General features: G+C 70.9%; 15 protein-coding genes. 7 read left to right on the plus strand and 8 right to left on the minus strand.

Features of this window, described 5'->3' with window-relative positions:
- Window positions 1–10: 10 nt before the first annotated feature.
- On the plus strand, window positions 11–994 hold the full coding sequence (locus tag ACZ7CD_RS18445) for a LacI family DNA-binding transcriptional regulator (protein WP_470379322.1): 984 nt from the start codon (window positions 11–13) through the stop codon (window positions 992–994).
- 4 nt (window positions 995–998) lie between these two features.
- Here ACZ7CD_RS18445 and ACZ7CD_RS18450 read toward each other — a convergent pair whose 3' ends face one another.
- Both ACZ7CD_RS18450 and ACZ7CD_RS18455 read right to left on the minus strand, forming a co-directional pair.
- Entirely contained in the window at window positions 999–1928 is a 930-nt protein-coding gene (locus ACZ7CD_RS18450) for a cellulose binding domain-containing protein (RefSeq protein ID WP_470379323.1), read from the minus strand.
- Between the two features lie 299 nt (window positions 1929–2227).
- Complete coding sequence (locus ACZ7CD_RS18455) at window positions 2228–3037, minus strand: hypothetical protein (RefSeq protein WP_470379324.1); 810 nt, start codon at window positions 3035–3037, stop codon at window positions 2228–2230.
- A gap of 157 nt (window positions 3038–3194) precedes the next feature.
- Between ACZ7CD_RS18455 and ACZ7CD_RS18460 the strand changes: the two genes are divergently transcribed.
- Entirely contained in the window at window positions 3195–4022 is an 828-nt protein-coding gene (locus tag ACZ7CD_RS18460; RefSeq protein WP_470379325.1) for an alpha/beta fold hydrolase, read from the plus strand.
- Here the strand turns inward: ACZ7CD_RS18460 and araA are convergent.
- The 6 genes from araA to ACZ7CD_RS18490 all read right to left on the minus strand — a co-directional run bounded on the left by araA (window position 3992) and on the right by ACZ7CD_RS18490 (window position 13096).
- Window positions 3992–5494, minus strand: coding sequence for an L-arabinose isomerase (gene araA / locus ACZ7CD_RS18465; protein ID WP_360389452.1), 1503 nt, complete (start codon window positions 5492–5494; stop codon window positions 3992–3994). The two genes, ACZ7CD_RS18460 and araA, sit on opposite strands and share 31 nt — an antisense overlap.
- A gap of 17 nt (window positions 5495–5511) precedes the next feature.
- Window positions 5512–6165 (minus strand): L-ribulose-5-phosphate 4-epimerase, encoded by a 654-nt coding sequence (locus ACZ7CD_RS18470; protein WP_360389454.1) that lies wholly within the window; start codon window positions 6163–6165, stop codon window positions 5512–5514.
- On the minus strand, window positions 6165–7838 hold the full coding sequence (araB, locus tag ACZ7CD_RS18475) for a ribulokinase (RefSeq protein ID WP_470379478.1): 1674 nt from the start codon (window positions 7836–7838) through the stop codon (window positions 6165–6167). The genes ACZ7CD_RS18470 and araB overlap by 1 nt, the downstream gene beginning before the upstream one ends.
- A 238-nt stretch (window positions 7839–8076) precedes the next feature.
- Window positions 8077–9060: a LacI family DNA-binding transcriptional regulator gene (locus ACZ7CD_RS18480; RefSeq protein WP_458434383.1), complete on the minus strand. Its 984-nt coding sequence runs from the start codon at window positions 9058–9060 to the stop codon at window positions 8077–8079.
- 113 nt (window positions 9061–9173) lie between these two features.
- A complete protein-coding gene (locus ACZ7CD_RS18485) occupies window positions 9174–10616 on the minus strand; it encodes a family 43 glycosylhydrolase (RefSeq protein ID WP_360389460.1) in 1443 nt (480 codons plus the stop codon).
- A complete protein-coding gene (locus tag ACZ7CD_RS18490; RefSeq protein WP_360389463.1) occupies window positions 10613–13096 on the minus strand; it encodes an alpha-L-arabinofuranosidase C-terminal domain-containing protein in 2484 nt (827 codons plus the stop codon). The genes ACZ7CD_RS18485 and ACZ7CD_RS18490 overlap by 4 nt, the downstream gene beginning before the upstream one ends.
- A 163-nt stretch (window positions 13097–13259) precedes the next feature.
- Here ACZ7CD_RS18490 and ACZ7CD_RS18495 point away from each other — a divergent pair, with 163 nt between their 5' ends.
- The 5 genes from ACZ7CD_RS18495 to ACZ7CD_RS18515 all read left to right on the plus strand — a co-directional run bounded on the left by ACZ7CD_RS18495 (window position 13260) and on the right by ACZ7CD_RS18515 (window position 18690).
- Window positions 13260–14234, plus strand: coding sequence for an ABC transporter substrate-binding protein (locus tag ACZ7CD_RS18495; protein ID WP_360389466.1), 975 nt, complete (start codon window positions 13260–13262; stop codon window positions 14232–14234).
- A gap of 139 nt (window positions 14235–14373) precedes the next feature.
- A complete protein-coding gene (locus ACZ7CD_RS18500) occupies window positions 14374–15906 on the plus strand; it encodes a sugar ABC transporter ATP-binding protein (protein WP_360389468.1) in 1533 nt (510 codons plus the stop codon).
- Window positions 15903–16883, plus strand: a complete 981-nt coding sequence (locus ACZ7CD_RS18505) for an ABC transporter permease (RefSeq protein WP_458431811.1) — start codon at window positions 15903–15905, stop codon at window positions 16881–16883. Before ACZ7CD_RS18500 ends, ACZ7CD_RS18505 begins: the two co-directional genes overlap by 4 nt.
- On the plus strand, window positions 16880–17851 hold the full coding sequence (gene yjfF / locus ACZ7CD_RS18510; protein ID WP_360389474.1) for a galactofuranose ABC transporter, permease protein YjfF: 972 nt from the start codon (window positions 16880–16882) through the stop codon (window positions 17849–17851). The genes ACZ7CD_RS18505 and yjfF overlap by 4 nt, the downstream gene beginning before the upstream one ends.
- Entirely contained in the window at window positions 17848–18690 is an 843-nt protein-coding gene (locus ACZ7CD_RS18515; protein ID WP_470379326.1) for an expansin EXLX1 family cellulose-binding protein, read from the plus strand. Before yjfF ends, ACZ7CD_RS18515 begins: the two co-directional genes overlap by 4 nt.
- Window positions 18691–18734: the final 44 nt, after the last annotated feature.

Raw genomic sequence — 18734 nt, forward strand, 5'->3', positions numbered from 1 at the left:
TACTGCGGAGATGACGGGACAACACACCCCGACACTGGACGACGTGGCCCGCGCCGCCGGCGTGTCCAGGGCCACCGCCTCCCGCGTGGTCACCGGGCAGGGCGCCGCCTCCCGGCAGGCGCGCGACCGGGTGGCCGCCGCCGTGGCGATGCTGGGCTACGTGCCCGACGCCGCCGCCCGCGCACTGGCCAGCCGCAGCGGGACCCGGCTCGCCATCGCGGTCATCGGCCACACCGCCGCCGTGCTCGACGACCCGTACGTCGGCCGGGTCCTCACCACCGCCGCGCACACCGCCGCCGAACGCGAGGTCGGCGTGTCCCTGCACTGGCTGCCCCTGCACGACCCGGCGTCGCTCGCGCGGCTCGCCGAGACCCGCGGGCTGGGCGGGCTGCTCGTGGTGAACCCGACGCAGTCCGCGCTCAACGCGGTGCCGCGGTCCCTGCGCGGCCGGGTCGCCGCGATCGGGGTCGGCACGCGGCACGTGCCGTCGTTCGACGTCGACAACCGCACCGGCACCGAGGGCGTCGTGCGGCACCTGGCGAACACCGGCCGGCAGCGGATCGCGATGGTCACCGGTCCGTCGTGGCTGCCGTGCGGGGACCGGGCCGTGGCGGCCTACCGGCGGGTGGTGCACGCCTGCGGCGGCGAACCCAGGGTCGTCCCCGGCGACTTCACCGCCGCCCGCGGTGCCGAGGCGGCCGTCGAGATCATGGCGCGCTGGCCGGACACCGACGCGGTGTTCGCGCTCAGCGACCTCACCGCGCTGGGTGTCCTCGACGGACTGCACGCGCTCGGCGTCCGGGTGCCGGGCGACGTGGCGGTCGCCGGGTTCGACGACATCGCCTTCGCGTGCCTGAGCCGCCCGGCGCTCACCACTTCGACGCACCCGGTGGAGCAGATCGCGGCGGCAGCGGCACAGACCGTGCTCGACCGCCACGACACGGGCACCGCCACTTTCTACCCCTCCACCCTGGTGGTGCGCGAGAGCGCCTGACGGCCTACTCCGCGGTGCAGTTCTCGCCGTTCAGCGTGAAAGCGCCGGGAACGGGGGTACCGCCGCGGGTGGAGCCGGTGAAGCCGATGACGACCGTGCCGCCGGCCGGGAGCTGCGCGTTGTAGCTCGCGTTGGCGGCGTGCACGGTGGAACCGGACTGGCGCGCGGTCGCGTTCCACATGCCCGTCACGGACTCCCCGCTGCCGAACGTCCACCGCAGCGTCCAGCCGTTGACCGGCCGGGTGCCGGTGTTGCGCACGGTCACGCCGGCCTGGAACCCGCCGGGCCACTGGCCGGTGACCCGGTAGGCGACGGCGCAGACCCGGGCAGGTGGTCGCGGCGGGACCGTCGTCGTCGGTGCCGGGGCCGGACGCGGCGGCACGACCGCGGTGGGTGCCGGTGTCGTGGCCGGCGCGGGCGGAGGGGGCGGTACCGGCGCCGGGAGAGGCGGCACCGGTACCGGTCCGGGGCCGGGGACGAGGTCGAGCCCATTGCACGGCTCGCCCCACAGGCCGAGGTCTGCGGCCGCAGCCTGGGACTCGGCGGCCGGCAGCGGGCCGCCGTCCACGTCCTGGGCCCGCAGCACACCCTGCCGCACCGCGAGCTGCGCGTAGTCGGCGCCGTCCGCCAGCACGATCTTGACGCCGCCGCTGAGGAAGTCGACCCGCACCGCGCCGGCCAGCAGCGTCGTCCGCGCGAACGCGAGCGCCGCCTCCGCCCAGCAGTCCGCCGGTGGCGCCAGCTGGGCCACACGCACCGTCGTGCCGTCGGCCAGCTCGACCGTCCTGGGGTCGAGCACGTCCCGCACGTGGTGCAGCACGCCCTGGGAGATCGTCTCCTCGTTGACGAGCGAGGGCGGTGGTGCTGTGGGCGGTTCCGCCGTGCACGCTCCGGTGAGCAGTGCCAAGACCACGAGCAGACTCCTGCGCGTCACCACAACCCCTGTTGTCGTTCAACCATCGACAACCCCAGGGGTTCGCCCCGCCGGTTCAACCGACCGTTCGGAGTGGACTACCTGCGCGGAACGGGTGCGGTAGCAGCACCGGCCACAGTGGACAGACTGACCGCGGACGCGGCCAGCAGAGCGAGCGTTCTGGTCATCGGTTCTGCGTTGAACGCGCGATGTTCACGCTAACAACCACCGAGGCCGCTCACGGGACGTCAAGGTCCTGTCGAACGGGACCGCACCCGTTCGACAGGACCCCCGGAGACGCACACCCCCGAGGAGAGGTGTCACCTGAGCGAACAGGTGGCGAAGCGCTCCAGGCCCTCCGGCTTCACGGCCACGCGGCCGATCGCCGTCTCGATCCGGTTGAGAGCCGCGACCCGCTTGTCCGCCAACGGACCCAGGATCGCGTTCTGCACGAAGTTCGGGCCGCCCTGGCCCACCGAGGTGCGCAACCGCTCGTTCGCCTCGGCGACCTGCCTGTCGAGGTTCGCGAGCTCGCGGTCCACTTCGGCCCGTGCCGCGGCGGGCACGTCGGGCACGGCCGGTGCCGGGCACGCGATCGCACCGGCGGCCGCGTTGTTCCCGCCGCCGTTGTTGTTCCCGCCGTTGTTGCCGCCGTTGTTGTTGCCGTTGCCCGCGTTCGCCCGCGTGGTCGTGACGGGCGCCGGGCCGACCGCGGGTGCCTGGCCGAGTCCGCAGCTCGCGAACCGCTCCAGGCCCTCCGGTTTGTCGGCGACGCGGCCGATCGCCGTCTCGATCCGGTTGAGCGCGGCGACGCGCTTGCTCGCCAAGGGGCCGAGGATCGCGTTCTGCACGAAATTCGGGCCGCCCTGGCCCGCGGAGGTGCGGAGTCGTTCGTTCGCCTCGGCGATCTGCTTGTCCAGGTTGACCAGCTCGCGCTGCACCTCGGCCTGCGCCTGTGCGGGGACCGCCGGGACGACCGGCTGCGGGCAGGCGATCGACTGGCTGCCGTCACCGGACCCGGTGGCCGCGAAGGCGACGGCGGCCGTGACCGCCGTCAGCGTGCCCGCCACCGCGATGCCCGCGATCAGCCGGCGCTTGCCCCGTTCCGGTCGTGCATGTGCTCTCGACATATTCGAACCTCACGACTGTGGTGGACTGCTCTTCTGCCGGCACAGCGGAATACGGATCACCGTCGTGAAGGGTTCAACCACTTGTGAGCGTTCACAGTGCAATGGCATGCTCACTGCTCGTTGCGCAGACCGCACCTGCGACGATCGGGGAACCGCCATGCCGCCGGCAGACAACGTCGTGCACGAACAGCTCCCGCTGCGCGTTCGCGGGGTGGACCTGGCGGTGGCGTCCGTGCGCCGCGAAGGGGTTGACGCGCCGATCGTCTTCCTGCACGGCTTCGGCACGAGCAAGGAGGACTACCTCGACATCACCCAGCGGCACGACTTCGCCGGGCGCGCGTTCTTCGCCTACGACGCACCGGGCAGCGGCGCCACCGAGTGCGCCGACCTCACCGCCGTCGACATCCCGTTCCTGGTGGACGCCGCGCACGCGGTGCTCGACCACGTGGGCATCGACCGGTTCCACCTGGTGGGGCACTCCACCGGTGGGCTCACCGGGTTGCTGCTCGCGCACCGGCTACCGCGGCGGGTGCTGAGCTTCGTGAACATCAAGGGCGTGCTCGCACCGGAGGACTGCCTGCTGAGCCGACAGGCGCTGATGGCACCGGACCCGGCCGAGCACTTCTTCCGGTTCGCCGAACGCACCCGCAACGCGTCGCACTACGGCAGCGGCCTGTACGCCGCGGGTCTGCCGCACAAGATCCGCCGCGGTGCCGTGGCCGGGGTGTTCCGCTCGATGGTCGAGCTCGCCGACCACGGCGACCTGATCGCGAAGTTCCTGGCCCTGCCCTGCCCGCGGATGTACCTGTACGGCGAGCAGTGCGCAGGCCTGTCCTACCTGCAGAGGCTGGACGCGAACGGGGTGGAGCTCGCCGAGGTCCCGCACAGCGGGCACCTGCCGATGTACTCCAACCCCGTCGCGATGTGGCGTCAGCTGGCGGAGTTCCTCGCCCGTCAGCTCATTCCCATGGCCAGGCGGTGGTAGGCCTGGTTCCAGCGCAGCCGGTCGACGAACGAGGCGGGCGTGGTGTCCGCGTCGATCAGCACCAGCTCGGTGGCCGCCATCTGGGCGAAGTCCCGCAGCACCTCCGCTCCGACCGCCTGGGTCATCACGGTGTGGTGCGGCCCGCCGGCGGTGAGCCAGCACTCCGCCGACGTCGACAGCGACGGCGCCGGCTGCCACACCGCGCGCGCCACCGGCAGCTTCGGCAGCGGCTCGTCCGGCTCCACGACGGTGACCTCGTTGGCCACCAGGCGGAAGCGGTCGCCGAGGTCGGCCAGGCCGACCACGACAGCGGGCCCGGTCGCCGCGTCGAACACCAGCCGCACCGGGTCCTCCCGGTCGCCGATGCCCAGCGGGTGGATCTCGCACGACGGCTGCGCGGTGGCGATCGTCGGGCAGACCTCCAGCATGTGCGCGCCGAGGATCTTCGGCGTACCCGGCCCGAAGTGGTAGGTGTAGTCCTCCATGAACGACGTGCCGCGCCCGGTGCCGGTGCCCATCGCCTTCACGGCGGCGAGCAGGGCCGAGGTCTTCCAGTCGCCCTCGCCGCCGAAGCCGTAGCCGTCGGCCATCAGCCGCTGCACCGCGAGCCCCGGCAGCTGCCGCAGCCCGCCCAGGTCCTGGAAGTTCGTGGTGAACGCGCCGAACCCGCCGTCGTCGAGGAAGGACCGCAGGCCGATCTCGATGCGGGCGGCGTAGCGCAGCGAGTCGTGCCGCTCTCCCCCGCGCGCCAGCTCCGGTGCCAGCCGGTACGCCTCGGCGTAGTCGGTGACGAGCAGGTCGACGTCGGCGTCGGCCACCGCGTCGACCACGGCGACGAGGTCGTTGACGCCGTAGGTGTTGACCGAGACGCCGAACCGCAGCTCCGCCTCGACCTTGTCGCCCTCGGTCACGGCGACGTCGCGCATGTTGTCGCCGAACCGCGCCAGCCGCAGGTTGCGCATGTGCGCGCTACCGGCCGCCGCCCGTGCCCAGCCGTCGATCCGCTGTGCGACAACGGGATCGCTCGCGTGCCCGGCCACGGTCTTGCGGGCCACCCCGATCCTGGTCTGCACGTAGGCGAACTCGCGGTCGCCGTGCGCTGCCTGGTTGAGGTTCATGAAGTCCATGTCGATGGTGGACCACGGCAACGCCTCGTTGAGCTGCGTGTGCAGGTGCAGCAACGGCTTGCGCAGCAGGTCCAGGCCGGTGATCCACATCTTCGCCGGCGAGAAGGTGTGCATCCAGGCGATGATCCCGACGCACGACGGGTCGTTGTTCGCCTCCTGCATGACCGCGCGGATCGCACCGGAGTCGGTGAGCACCGGCTTCCACACGATCTCCGCGCTGATCTTGCCGGAGTCGCTCAGCATCCGCTGGATCTGCTGCGACTGCGCGGCCACCTGGTCGAGCGTCTCGGGGCCGTAGAGGTGCTGGCTGCCGGTGAGGAACCAGATCTGGGGCTTGTCCGGCATGTGCTCTCCTTCTGGGCTCACTGGCCGTAGACGTTCTGGTAGCGCTCGTAGAGCCGGTCGACGTGTTCCTGCTCGATCACGTCGGGCTTGCCGAGCTGGAGTGCGAAGTGGACGGTGCGGGCGACGTCCTCCAGCAGCACGGCGGCCTTCACCGCGGCGCGTGCCGTCTCGCCGATCGTGAACGGGCCGTGGTTGCGCATCAGCACGGCCTTCGACCGGCTGGCGCTCAGGGTCTCCACGATGCCCTGGCCGATGGAGTCGTCGCCGATCAGCGCGAACGGCCCGACCGGGATGTCGCCGCCGAACTCGTCGGCGATCATCGTGAGCACGCACGGGATGGGCTCCCCGCGCGCCGCCCACGCCGTCGCGTAAGGGGAATGCGTGTGCACGACACCGCCGACGTGCGGCATGTGCCGGTACACGTAGGCGTGCGCGGCGGTGTCGGAGGACGGTGCGAGCTCGCCCTGGACAAGGGTGCCGTGCAGGTCGGTCACGACCATCGCGTGCGGGCCCAGGTCGTCGTAGGACACCCCGGACGGCTTGATGACCATCAGGTCCTGGTCGGGCACACGGGCCGAGATGTTTCCGGCCGTCCAGCTCACCAGCCCGTAGCGGGTCAGCTCGCGGTGCAGCTCGGCGACCGTGCGGCGCAGCTCTGCCGTGGCGGACATCAGCTCTTCCCCTCCAGTGCGTCGCGGCGGTACTGGCGCAGCCGGTGCATGACATCGTTGGCACCGCGGCCGAAGTAGTCGTGCAGCTCCAGGTAGTCGAGGAAGAGCCGTTCGTACGCCTCGACGTTCTCCGGTACGGGCGTGAAGACGTTGCGCCGCACGGAACCCATCGCGGCGGCGGCCTTGCGGATGTCCGGGTGGGCGCCCGCGGCGACGGCGGCGTGCATCGCGGAGCCGAGCGCGGGGCCCTGTGCCGAGCCGATCACCGACAGCGGCAGGTTCACGACGTCGGCGTAGATCTGCATCAGCAGCTCGTTCTTGACCAGTCCGCCCGCGATCACGAGCTCGGTCACCGGCACACCGGAGTCGGTGAAGGCGTCGATGATGACCCGCGTGCCGAACGCGGTCGCCTCCAGCAGCGCGCGGTAGGCGTCCTCGGCCCTGGTGGCGAGGGTCTGGCCGATGATCACGCCGGACAGCTCGTGGTCGACGAGCACGGACCGGTTGCCGCTGTGCCAGTCGAGCGCGATGAGCCCGTGCTCCCCCACCGCCTGGCCGGCGGCCAGCTCGGTCAGCAGCTCGTGCACGGTGATGCCGCGTTCGGCGGCCTGCTCGTGGTAGGCCGGCGGGACGCTGCTGCGCAGGAACCACGCGAAGATGTCGCCGACACCGCTCTGCCCGGCCTCGTAGCCCCACAGCCCCGGAATGATGCCGCCGTCGACCACACCGCACATGCCCGGCACGTCGCGCAGCACGGCGCCGCTCATCACGTGGCAGGTGGAGGTGCCCATGATCGCGACCATCTGGCCGGGCTCGACGGCCTGGGCGGCCGGTGCGGTGACGTGCGCGTCGACGTTGCCGACCGCGACGGCGATGCCCTCGGGCAGCCCGGTCCACTCCGCGGCCCTGGCGCTGAGCCCGCCCGCGCGGTCGCCGAGCGCCGAGAGCGGGTGGTCGAGCTTGTCGGCGACGAACCCGGCGAAGTCGAGGTTGAGCTCGGCGAGGAAGTCCTCGCCGGGGTAGGCGCCGTCCTGGAGGATGCCCTTGTACCCGGCGGTGCAGGCGTTGCGCGTGTAGGTGCCGCAGAGCTGCCAGGTGATCCAGTCGGCGGCCTCGACCCAGTGCTCCATCGCCGCGTAGACCTCGGGTGCCTCCTCCAGCACCTGCAGGCCCTTGGCGAACTCCCACTCCGAGGAGATCAGGCCGCCGTAGCGCGGCAGCCACGCCTCGCCGCGGGTGCGGGCCAGCTCGTTGATCCGGTCGGCCTGGCCCTGGGCGGCGTGGTGGCGCCACAGCTTCACGTAGGCGTGCGGGTTCCCGGCGAACTCCGGCAGGTCGCACAGCGGTGTGCCGTCCGCGGTGACCGGCACCATCGTGCAGGCCGTGAAGTCGGTGCCGATCCCGACCACCTGGGACGGCGAGATCCCGGCCGCCTCGACCGCCTGTGGGACGGCGGTGCGCAGCACGTCGAGGTAGTCGGCCGGGACCTGCAGGGCCCACTCCGGCGGCAGCGGACGGCCGGTCGCGGGCAGGACCTGGTCCACGACCCCGTGGCGGTACTCGTGGACGGCGGTGCCGAGCTCGGCGCCGTCATGGACGCGCACGACCACGGCGCGGCCGGACAGCGTGCCGAAGTCGACACCCACCACGCACGCGTCGCGGTCGATCGTCATGTCAGTCACGGCCTGAGTGTTATCGCTAACAATCACGCCGTCAAGATGCGCCGCGAACATCGTGATTTCCCAGCAAGAACACCGATGTCCACCGCCGTGAGCGCACGACAAAACGCCCACCGGTGTGCCACCGGCGGGCGGTCCTCACATCTCGTCACACGCGCTGTCCACCGCACGCGGGGAGCTTTCGTACTCTCCTGGTGAACGAAAGGTCCCCGCGTGCGGGAAGCAGCGGGGGTCAGGCGGGTGGGGACACGCTGTCCCTGGTCACCAAGTAAGGGGCCACCGTGCGGCGCGGGCGGGCGGTCTCGCCGTCGCTCACCTGCTCCAGCAGCAGACCGAGGGTTTCCCGTGCCACCGCGGCGAAGTCCGGGCGGACGGTCGTGAGCGGCGGGATGAAGTAGGCCGCTTCCGGCACGTCGTCGAACCCGACCACGCTCACGTCGTGCGGCACCCGCCGGCCCCGTTCGCTCAGCGCCCGCAGCAGGCCGAGGGCCAAGTGGTCGTTGGAGCAGAACACCGCCGTCACCTCGGGCATCCGCGCGAGCATCTGACCCGCGCGGTACCCCGACGCCGCGCTCCAGTCGGCCGTCACCACCGGCGGCACCTCGGCGTCCACCGACTCCAGCGCACGCCGCCAGCCCTGCACGCGACCGGCCGCGTCGAACCAGTCGGCGGGACCGGACACGTGCCACACCGTGCTGTGGCCCGCCTGCAGCAGGTGGGTGGTGGCCTCGAACGCACCGGCCGCCTGGTCGACCGTGACCAGCGGCGTCGCGCGGTCGGGGTCGCCGTCCACCGTCACCAGCGGCACGCCGGCGGGCACGTCCGCCAGCGCGTCGGCGGCACCGGAGTTCGGCGCGATCACCACGATGCCGGCCACGCGCTGGTCGCGGTGGCGTTCGACGGCCGCGGAGATGGACTCGCGGTCGAGCACCTTGACCCGGCCGACGCTCACCGCGAACCCGGCCTGGCCCGCCGCCTCCTCGAAGGCGGACAGCAGCGAGGCCGGGCCGTACAGCGTCGAGTTCTGCGCCACCACGCCGATGAGCTGCGTCTTGCCGGTGACCAGCGCGCGGGCCGCGCGGTTGGGCCGGTAGTCGAGCTCCTTGATCGCGGCCTGCACCCGCAGCCGGGTCTGCTCGCGGACGTTGGGGTGGTTGTTGAGAACGCGCGAGACCGTCTGGTGGGACACCCCGGCGAGTCGTGCGACGTCGGTCATCGCGGGGTCGCGCGAAATCTTCTGGTCCACGAACGGTCTCCGATCCTTGGTCTAGACCGATGATGTTAGCGATAACACCGGTCAGTCCTGGTACAGCTCACCCATTGTGACCGCTATTCGAGCCGAAACGTCGCACGTCGGCGCGCGTCGCGGTCGTTTCCGGGTTTGCCGGTCACCAGTCTCCCCCGGTCGTGGATGAGATAAGAATCTGCTCCAACATTCAACGAAATCGCCGTGCTGTCAGCGAGTCCGGCAACCCGGACGAAGCTCGCCGCACGGCCGTAGGCGTCCGTGTCCTCGTACGGGTCGATCCGCACCACGTCACCGTCGACGCGCACGTACCGGTCCGGGAAGTTCACCGACTGCAGCGCGACCGTCCCGGAGCCCGAGAAGCCCGGCACGAACCGGAACTGCGAGTCGGCCAGCTCGCGGACGTTGCCGTCGACCCGCAGCCGGTACTCGTAGTGCCGCACGGTCAGCGCCGGGGAGTCCAACGGCGACAGCCGCGTGATCGGCCCTCCCTCCCCCACCGGGACGCCGAACGACGGGGTGCCGTCGGCGTTCCAGTGCAGCCGCTGCACACGGGTGTGCCGGTTCGGGTCGAACAGCGGGTCGCCGCTGATGTCGCGGTAGTCGCGGGAGTGGTAGATGAGCACGTCCACGTCGCCGACCGTGGTGAACGAGTTGTGCCCCGGCCCGTACTGCGAGGTCGGCACATGCGTGGCGAACACCGGGTTCGGCGACTTCGTCCACGACCGCGCGTCGAGCAGGTTCGCGTTCTCGTCGGCGGTCAGCAGGCCCATGCAGTACCGGGCGTCGGTGGCGCTCGCGGAGAACGTCACGAACACGCGGCCGTTGCGGATGAGCACCGCCGGCCCCTCGTTCACCCGGAACCCCTGCACCTCCCACGACGCCGTCGGCGTGGCGATCCGCACCGGCGCCGTCCGCAACGCGAGCGGGGAGGCCATCTCGGCGATGTAGAGGTTGGTGCCGGAGCCGACGGCGGGCTCGTTCTGCGCCCACAGGAAGTAGCGCTTGCCGCGGTGCGCGAACGTCGTCGCGTCGAGCGTGAACGTGTCCAGGTGTGTCGTGATCTGGCCGCGCAGCACCCAGCCGTCCAGCCGCGGGTCGGCGTTCGGGGACTCCAGCACATAGGTGCGGATGCGGAACGGGTCGTCCTTGTCACCGGCAGCGAAGTAGACGTACCACCTGCCGTCGATGCGGTGCAGCTCCGGCGCCCAGATGTAGCCGCCCATCTTCCCGGTGGCCGGACGGCGCCAGATGGTGCGCTCGCGGGCGGCGGTCAGGCCGTCCAGGGTGGACGCTCCGCGCACGACGATCCGGTCGTACTCGGGCACGGACCCGGTGAGGTAGTACATGCCGTCGGTGGGCGGTGTGACGAACGGGTCGGCGCGCTGTTCGACGAGCGGGTTGCGGGTGGGCAGCCCGGCCGCGGGTTCGGCGGCGACGGCGGTGGCCGCGGGTGCGGCGGAGGCGAGCGCCCCGGTCGCGGCGAGCACGCCGCCCGTGCGCAGCAGGGATCGGCGGTCGATCACGAGCGGCTCCTGATCCGGAGGAAGGTGACGGAGTTCGGCGGGAACGTGTGCGTGAAGCTGCTCGCCACCCGCACCTGCTCGGAGCGGGGCTTGATCGGCTGGGCGAACTCGGTGTTCACGTCGTCGGGACGGCCCTGCAGCACGGTCGCACGCGCCGTGGACGACACCGGGACACCGAGGTCGACGCGGGTGCGGGCGGCGTTGTCCTGGGCGTTGACGACCTTGACGACCAGCTCGCCGGTGGCGCGGTCGCGGGTGACGACCTGGCGGAACGGTTCGGCGACCTGGTCGGTGAACTCGCCCCACTTCCGCCCGTCGAGGAACAGCGCGACCTTCCGGCCGCGCACCTCGACCCGCACGTCGTAGGTGCGGCCGGTCTCGATGCGGGTGCCGTCGGTCAGCAGGGTGCTCTTGCCGCCGCCGGCGGCCTTCTCCACAGCGGACTGGGTGTTGTTCCAGCCGCCGAGGTTCCACCAGTAGTAGTTGCCGGTGTCCTTGACGCCGAACGCGACGAGGAAGCCCTCGCGGCCGGACTGCTTGGTGGCCTTGAGGTTCAGCGTGTAGTCGTGCCAGCTCCTGTCGCCGGCGGTGACGAGCGTGTCCTCGGCGGCCGCGTCGGACTGGACGTAGGCGCCGTTGACGACGTTCCACGCGCCGCGGCCGGTCTTCGTCCACTGCGCGTCGGTGCCGGAGAAGTCGTCGCCGAACAACGCCTCACCGGACGCGCCGGTGACCCGCACGTCGTCGTAGCTCGCGGCGGTGGCCCAGGTGGACAGGCCGATGGCGCCGGTGATCGGGGTCTGGGTGGCCGGGGTGGCGGTCGCGGTGCTGGGCACGACGTGGTCGCCCACGTTGGTCATGAACAGCTTCTGCACCTCGTAGCTCGCCGAGCCCCACGACGCGTGGTTGTTGAACCAGATCATGTCCGGCTTCCACTGCACGTAGTCCTCGTTGGCCAGCAGCGGCGCGTACGACGCGAGCTTCACGACGTCGGCGTTGCGTTCCAGGCCGGTCATGAACGCGGCCTCGCTCAGCGCGTTGAAGAACTTGTTGTCCTGGGAGGCGTACTCGCCTAGGAACACCTTGGGACCGTTGCGGTCGTAGGAGTCGTAGCGGGCATTGTTCTCCAGGAACCAGCTCGGGCTGTTGTAGTAGTGCTCGTCGACCATCTTCACGCCGGCCTGCCGGTTGAGCTGCCAGAGGCGGTCGAACACGCCACCGGTGTCGTCGGGGCCGGAGTTGCTGACGACCGTGATGTCCGGGTACCTCGCGTTGATCGCGGTGCGGAACTCGGTGAAGCGGGCGAAGAACTCGTCGGGCAGGTTCTCCTCGTTGCCGACGCCGAGGTGCGTGAGCCCGAACGGCTTCGGGTGGCCCATCTCGGCGCGCTTGCGGCCCCAGGTGGAGTCGGCGGGGCCGTTGGCGAACTCGATCAGGTCCAGCGTGTCCTGGACGTGCCGGCGCAGCAGCGCGGGGTCGTCCGTGGCGCGGTTCTGGCCGCAGCCGGTGACCAGGGCGGGCACGACGGGCAGCGGCATGGCGCCGATGTCCTCGGCGAACTGGAAGTACTCGTAGTAGCCCAGGCCGTAGGACTGGTTGTAGCCCCAGAAGTTCCAGTTCGTGGCGCGCTGCTCGACCGGGCCGATGGTGTCCTTCCACTGGTACGAACGGCGGCGCTCGTAGCCCGGCGCGTCGTAGCCCTGGTGGCTGCCGGTGTTGACCAGGCAGCCGCCGGGGAAGCGCACGAAGCCGGGCTTCAGCGCGGCGACCTTCTCGGCTAGGTCGCGGCGCAGGCCGTGGCCCTTGAAGGTGTCCTGCGGCAGCAGCGAGACCATGTCGAGCCGCAGCGTCCCGGTGCCCTCGCCGGTGACGAGCAGCCGGCCGGTCGTCGTGGACCTGCGGGCGCGGACGGTGCCGGTGTACTTCGCCCAGCCGTCACCGCGGACCTCGACCCGCACCGGGTCGCCGAGCGGGGCACCGGCTGGATCGGTCACGGTGGCGGTCAGCGCGGTCCTGGCCTGGTCGGTGCGGGCCCAGACGGAGAAGTCGTAGCGCTGGCCCTCCCGCACGGCGATGCCGGAGTTGTAACCGGAGTTGATCACACCGGCGGGCAGGCCGAGCTTCAGGTAGCGGCGGTTGCGCTCGTTGAGGCGCCCGGCGTCGTCGGCCACGTCCAGGGTGCCGCTGTGCGGTGCCCACGCGGTGAGCCCGGTGTAGCCCGCGTTGTCGGCGGGGTCGTACTCGAACGAGCGGTTCTGCACGAGCTCGGCGTACAGGCCGCCGTCGGCGGCGCGGTTGATGTCCTCGAAGAACACGCCGTACATCGAGTCGTCGATGGACGGGCCCTTCGCCGTGGCGTCGACCTTGAGCGCGTAGTCGGTCTCCGCGGCGGCGCCCGAACCCGGCACGCCGACCAGCAGACCGGCGGCGAGAGCGGCGGACAACAACACGTGCTTGCGGGGCACGGACTTGCGGGGCACGGATTTGCCTCCCCTGCTCGGAAGTGAGCGTTAACATAGGGCTGCGAACTCGTTACGGGCAAGGACTTGACGCGGCAGATGTGAACGTTCACTGTTGTCCACCTGACAACCGCGGACACGCGGTCGAGCTCCGCGACACCGTCGTCACCCCGGAGGAATCCCAGTGCTGAAGAAGATCACGACAGCCGCCAGCGTGGTCGCGCTGTTCGCGTTGACAGCGTGCGGCGGCTCGAGCGGCGGCGGCGATGCCGCCTCCGGCCAGTCCGGCGACAAGATCACCATGGGCTTCGCCCAGGTGGGCGCCGAGAGCGGCTGGCGCACCGCCAACACGAAGTCGATCCAGGACGAGGCCAAGACCGCCGGCATCGACCTGAAGTTCTCCGACGCGCAGCAGAAGCAGGAGAACCAGATCAAGGCGATCCGGTCCTACATCCAGCAGAAGGTGTCGGTGATCGCGTTCAGCCCGGTCGTCGAGACCGGCTGGGACACCGTGCTGCTGGAGGCCAAGCGCGCCAACATCCCGGTCATCCTCACCGACCGCTCGATCGACTCCGACGACACCTCGCTCTACAAGACGTTCCTCGGGTCGGACTTCGTCGAGGAGGGCCGCAAGGCCGGTGACTGGCTGGTGGCCAACGCCTCCGGGCCCACCAACGTGGTCGAGCTGCAGGGCACCACCGGTGCCGCGCCCGCGATCGACCGCAAGAAGGGCTTCGAGGAGAAGATCGCCGGCAAGTCCGACATCAAGGTCGTCGCCTCGCAGACCGGTGACTTCACCCGCTCCGGCGGCAAGCAGGTCATGGAGGCCTTCCTCAAGTCCCAGCCCAAGATCGACGTGGTCTACGCCCACAACGACGACATGGGCCTGGGCGCGATCGAGGCCATCAAGGCCGCCGGCAAGGTGCCCGGCAAGGACATCAAGATCATCACCGTGGACGCGGTGAAGGACGGCATGACCGCGCTGGCCAACGGCGAGATCAACTTCATCGTCGAGTGCAACCCGTTGCTGGGCAAGCAGTTGATGGACCTGGCGAAGAAGGTCGTCAAGGGCGAGGAGGTGCCGGCCAGGGTCGTGACCGAGGAGGGCACGTTCACCCAGGAGCAGGCCAAGACCGCGCTGCCGCAGCGCCAGTACTGACCCCGGTCCCCGCCGCAGGACAGCACACGCGGTGGGTGGTCGCGCGGTCGTGACCACCCACCGCCCCACCAGACCGCGGGACCCGTCGCTCCGCCCAAGTGGCGACGGGTCCCGCACCTCAGCGACGAAGGCCTGAGCCATGACCGAGTCACCGCCGCCAGTCGTCGAGATGCGGGGCATCACCCTCGCGTTCCCCGGCGTGAAGGCGTTGCAGGACGTCGACTTCCGGTTGTTCCCCGGCGAGGTGCACGCCCTCATGGGCGAGAACGGCGCCGGGAAGTCCACCCTGATCAAGACCCTGACCGGCGTGCACCGCCCCGACAGCGGCCAGGTCGTGCTGGCCGGCGCCGACGTGGCGTTCTCCTCCCCCGGCGAGGCGCAGCACGCCGGCATCAGCACGGTCTACCAGGAGGTCAACCTCTGCGCGAACCTCACGGTCGCGGAGAACATCCTGCTGGGCCGCGAACCCCGCAAGCGCGGCGGCATCGACTTCCCGGCCATGCGCAAGCGCTCCGCCGAGGTCCTCTCCCGCATCGGCGTGCACATCGACCCGGCCTCCAGCCTCGGCGAGCACCCGATCGCGGTGCAGCAGCTCGTGGCCATCGCGCGCGCGATCGCGGTCGACTGCCGGGTGCTCGTGCTCGACGAGCCGACGTCCAGCCTGGACGCCGGTGAGGTCGCCGAGCTGTTCCGCATCATGCGGGTGCTGCGCGACGAGGGCGTCGCGATCCTGTTCGTGTCGCACTTCCTCGACCAGGTCTACGAGATCTCCGACCGGATGACGGTGCTGCGCAACGGGACCCTCGTCGGTGAGCACCTCACCGCCGAGGTCGACCGGCGGGCGCTGATCGCCCAGATGATCGGCCGCGACCTCGGCGCGCTGGAGGCCATCGAGGACGCCGCCGAGCAGCGCCACCCGGAGGGACCGGTGCTGGTGCACGCGGAGGGCCTCGGCCGCCGCGGCGCCATCGAACCGTTCGACCTGGAGATCCGCGCGGGCGAGGTGGTCGGCCTGGCCGGTCTGCTCGGCTCCGGCCGCACCGAGCTCGCCCGGCTGCTGTTCGGCGCGGACAAGGCCGACTCCGGCCGGGTGCTCGTCGACGGCAAGCCCGTGCGGCTGCGCGGACCGCGGTCGGCCATCGCCGCCGGCATCGCGTTCAGCTCCGAGGACCGCAAGGGCGAGGGCGTGGTCGCGGACCTGTCCATCCGGGACAACCTGGTGCTCGCCATGCAGGCCGCACGCGGGTGGACCCGGCCGCTGTCGCGCAAGACCAAGGACCAGCTCGTCGAGAAGTACCTGACGGCGCTGGACATCCGCCCGGCCAACCCGGACGCGCTGGTGCGCACCCTGTCCGGCGGCAACCAGCAGAAGGTCCTGCTCGCCCGCTGGCTCGTCACCGAGCCGCGGCTGCTGATCCTGGACGAGCCGACCAGGGGCATCGACATCGGCGCGAAGGCCCAGATCCAGCAGCTCGTCACGACCCTGGCCGCGGAGGGCACCGCGGTGCTGTTCATCTCCGCCGAGCTGGAGGAGGTCGTGCGCATCGCCGACCGGATCGTGGTGCTGCGCGACCGGCGCAAGATCGCCGAGCTGGACGGGTCGGTCACCGGCGTGGACGAGGTGGTCGAGCTCATCGCGGGCGGAGCCGCACCGGAGAAGGTGGTGTCGTGAAGAACCGTTTGCTGTGGCCGTTGCTCGCGCTGGCCGCGCTGCTGCTGCTCAACCTCGTCGTCACGCCGTCGTTCTTCTCGTTGCGCGTCCAGGACGGCCACCTCTACGGCGGCCTGGTCGACGTGCTCAAGAACGGCGCGCCGACCCTGCTGATCGCACTGGGCATGACCCTGGTGATCGCCACCCGCGGCATCGACCTCTCCGTCGGCGCGGTGGCAGCGATCGCGGGCGCGGTCACGTGCGTCCACATCGGAACGTCCGACTCGGCGGGCACCGCGTTCGCCGGCATGGCGATCGCGCTCGTGCTGTGCGCGGTGCTCGGGCTGTGGAACGGGTTCCTCGTGGCGGGGCTGGGCATCCAGCCGATCATCGCGACCCTCGTGCTGATGACGGCGGGCCGCGGTGTGGCCATGCTCGTCACCGAGGGGCAGATCGTGACGGTCAACAACGACGCCTACCGCCAGGTCGGCGCCGGGTTCGTCGTGCTGCCGATCTCGATCCTGATCAGCCTGCTGGTGCTGGGGCTGGTGGCGTTCGCGACCCGGCGCACCGCGCTGGGCATGCTGATCGAGTCGGTCGGCGTGAACCCGGAGGCCTCGCGGCTGGCCGGCGTGCGGTCGCGCACGATCATCTGGACCGTCTACGTGTTCGCCGCCGTGTGCGCGGGCATCGCCGGTCTGATGATCAGCTCGAACGTGAGCGCGGCCGACGCCAACAACGCCGGTCTGTGGATCGAGATGGACGCGATCCTCGCCGTCGTCATCGGCGGCACGTCGCTCGCGGGCGGGCGCTACTCGCTCACCGGCACGCTGCTCGGTGCCCTGATCATCCAGACCCTCACCACCACCGTCTACACGATCGGCGTCGCCCCGGAGGTCACGCTGCTCTTCAAGGCGGTCGTCGTCATCGCCGTGTGCCTGGTGCAGGCCCCGAAGGCCCGTGCGGCGCTCAGCTTCCGGAAGGTGGCCGTCTCATGACCACGCTCGTCGGCGGGGTGCGCGGGGTGCCGTCGCGGTTCCTGCCCGTCCTCGCGACCGTCGTGCTGTTCGTCCTCTCCTTCGGGATCGGCTCGGTGCGCTACGACGGCTTCGCGTCCGGCCAGGTGATCGCGAACCTGTTCATCGACAACGCGTTCCTGATCGTGCTCGCGGCGGGGATGACGTTCGTGATCCTCAGCGGCGGCATCGACCTGTCCGTCGGGTCGGTGGTCGCGCTGTCCACGATGGTCACCGCGGCCGGGCTGCGCGCGGGCTGGCCGGTGCCGCTGGTCGTGCTGGCGGTGCTGGTGATCGGCTCGACGCTGGGCCTGCTGATGGGGCTGGTGATCCACAAGTTCGACATCCAGCCGTTCATCGTCACGCTGGCCGGCATGTTCCTGGCCCGCGGCCTGTGCTTCCTGATCAGCGTCGAGTCGGTGTCCATCAAGGACCGCACGCTGCGCGACATCGCGACCGCCGCCATCCCGCTGCCCGGTGGCGTGACGATCACCTACAACGTCGTGATCGCGCTGCTGGTCGTGCTCGCCGCCATGTACGTGCTGCACCGCACCCGGTTCGGCCGCACGGTGTACGCGGTGGGCGGCAACGAGTCGTCCGCGCTGCTGATGGGCCTGCCGACCGCGCGGGTGAAGGTCGGCGTGTACGTGATCAGCGGGTTCTGCTCGGCGCTGGCCGGGCTGCTGTTCAGCCTGTACATGCTGTCGGGCTACGGCCTGCACGCCGTCGGCATGGAGCTGGAGGCGATCGCGGCCGTGGTCATCGGCGGGACGTTGCTCGCCGGTGGTGTCGGCTACGTGCTGGGCGGGCTGGCCGGGGTGCTGGTGCTCGGCACGATCCAGACGCTGATCTCGTTCCAGGGCACGCTCAGCTCGTGGTGGACGAAGATCGTGATCGGTGTGCTGCTGCTGGTGTTCATCGCGGTGCAGCGGACCATGGTGCGGCGGTGAGGCGTGCCGCCCCGTACGCGCTGGTAGTGCTCGTGGTGCTGGTCGCGGTCGTGGTCGTGGTCCGCGACCCGCCCGGCATCGCGGGCACCCCGGCCGCCGCGGCCGGGTCGGGTGCTCCTCCCCCGGTTACTACGGCCGTGCCCACCTCGTCGTCGTCGCCCGTGGTCACGACCACCGCGCCGACGACCACCACCGCCGCCGTGCCTGCGCCGGTCGGGGCACCGCTGGCCGGGAAGATCCAGCCCGGGGTGACACGCACGGGCGTGGCGACGTTCTACGACTCCGACGGCGGCGGTGCCTGCTCGTACGACAAGAGCCCCGACCCGCTGACCGTCGCGATGAACTGGGCCGACTACGAGAACTCGGCGGCCTGTGGTGCGTACGTGCTGGTCAAGGCCGCGAACGGGAAGAGCGTCACGGCCCGGGTCACCAACCTGTGCCCCGCGCCGTGCCGGGCCGGGCAGCTGGACCTGGGCGCGGAGGCGTTCGCCCTGCTCGCGCCACCTGTGCAGGGTGAGATCCCGGTGACCTGGTCGCTGGTGAGCCCGCCACTGGACCGCACCCTGTCGATCCGCTACAAGACCGGCTCCAGCCAGTGGTGGTGCGGCCTCCAGGTGATCGACCACCGCAACCCCGTGGCCAGGCTCGAAGTGCAGGTCAACGGCCGGTGGCGGCAGCTGCCGAGGGCCGAGTACAACTACTTCCTCGCTGAGAACGGCGCCGGCTGCGGCGGGCCGGTCGCGGTCACCGACCTCTACGGCGAACGGCTCGTGCTGCCCGCCCTACCGGTCCGGCCTGACGTGGTCCAGCCGACGGAAGCGCAGTTCAGCGACCACTGACCCGATCGTGGGGAACATTCGCGGCCCGCGCGATGTTGATCGTT

Source organism: Lentzea sp. NPDC036949, from assembly GCF_055608075.1.

What these genes read in the sequence shown, in the direction of transcription:
- araA (WP_360389452.1), bottom strand. Translation starts at nt 5,494, where the DNA reads ATGCCGGACAAGCCCCAGATCTGGTTCCTCACCGGCAGCCAGCACCTC.
- ACZ7CD_RS18455 (WP_470379324.1), bottom strand. Translation starts at nt 3,037, where the DNA reads ATGTCGAGAGCACATGCACGACCGGAACGGGGCAAGCGCCGGCTGATC.
- yjfF (WP_360389474.1), top strand. Translation starts at nt 16,880, where the DNA reads ATGACCACGCTCGTCGGCGGGGTGCGCGGGGTGCCGTCGCGGTTCCTG.
- araB (WP_470379478.1), bottom strand. Translation starts at nt 7,838, where the DNA reads ATGACGATCGACCGCGACGCGTGCGTGGTGGGTGTCGACTTCGGCACG.
- ACZ7CD_RS18500 (WP_360389468.1), top strand. Translation starts at nt 14,374, where the DNA reads ATGACCGAGTCACCGCCGCCAGTCGTCGAGATGCGGGGCATCACCCTC.
- ACZ7CD_RS18480 (WP_458434383.1), bottom strand. Translation starts at nt 9,060, where the DNA reads ATGACCGACGTCGCACGACTCGCCGGGGTGTCCCACCAGACGGTCTCG.
- ACZ7CD_RS18470 (WP_360389454.1), bottom strand. Translation starts at nt 6,165, where the DNA reads ATGTCCGCCACGGCAGAGCTGCGCCGCACGGTCGCCGAGCTGCACCGC.
- ACZ7CD_RS18445 (WP_470379322.1), top strand. Translation starts at nt 11, where the DNA reads ATGACGGGACAACACACCCCGACACTGGACGACGTGGCCCGCGCCGCC.
- ACZ7CD_RS18460 (WP_470379325.1), top strand. Translation starts at nt 3,195, where the DNA reads ATGCCGCCGGCAGACAACGTCGTGCACGAACAGCTCCCGCTGCGCGTT.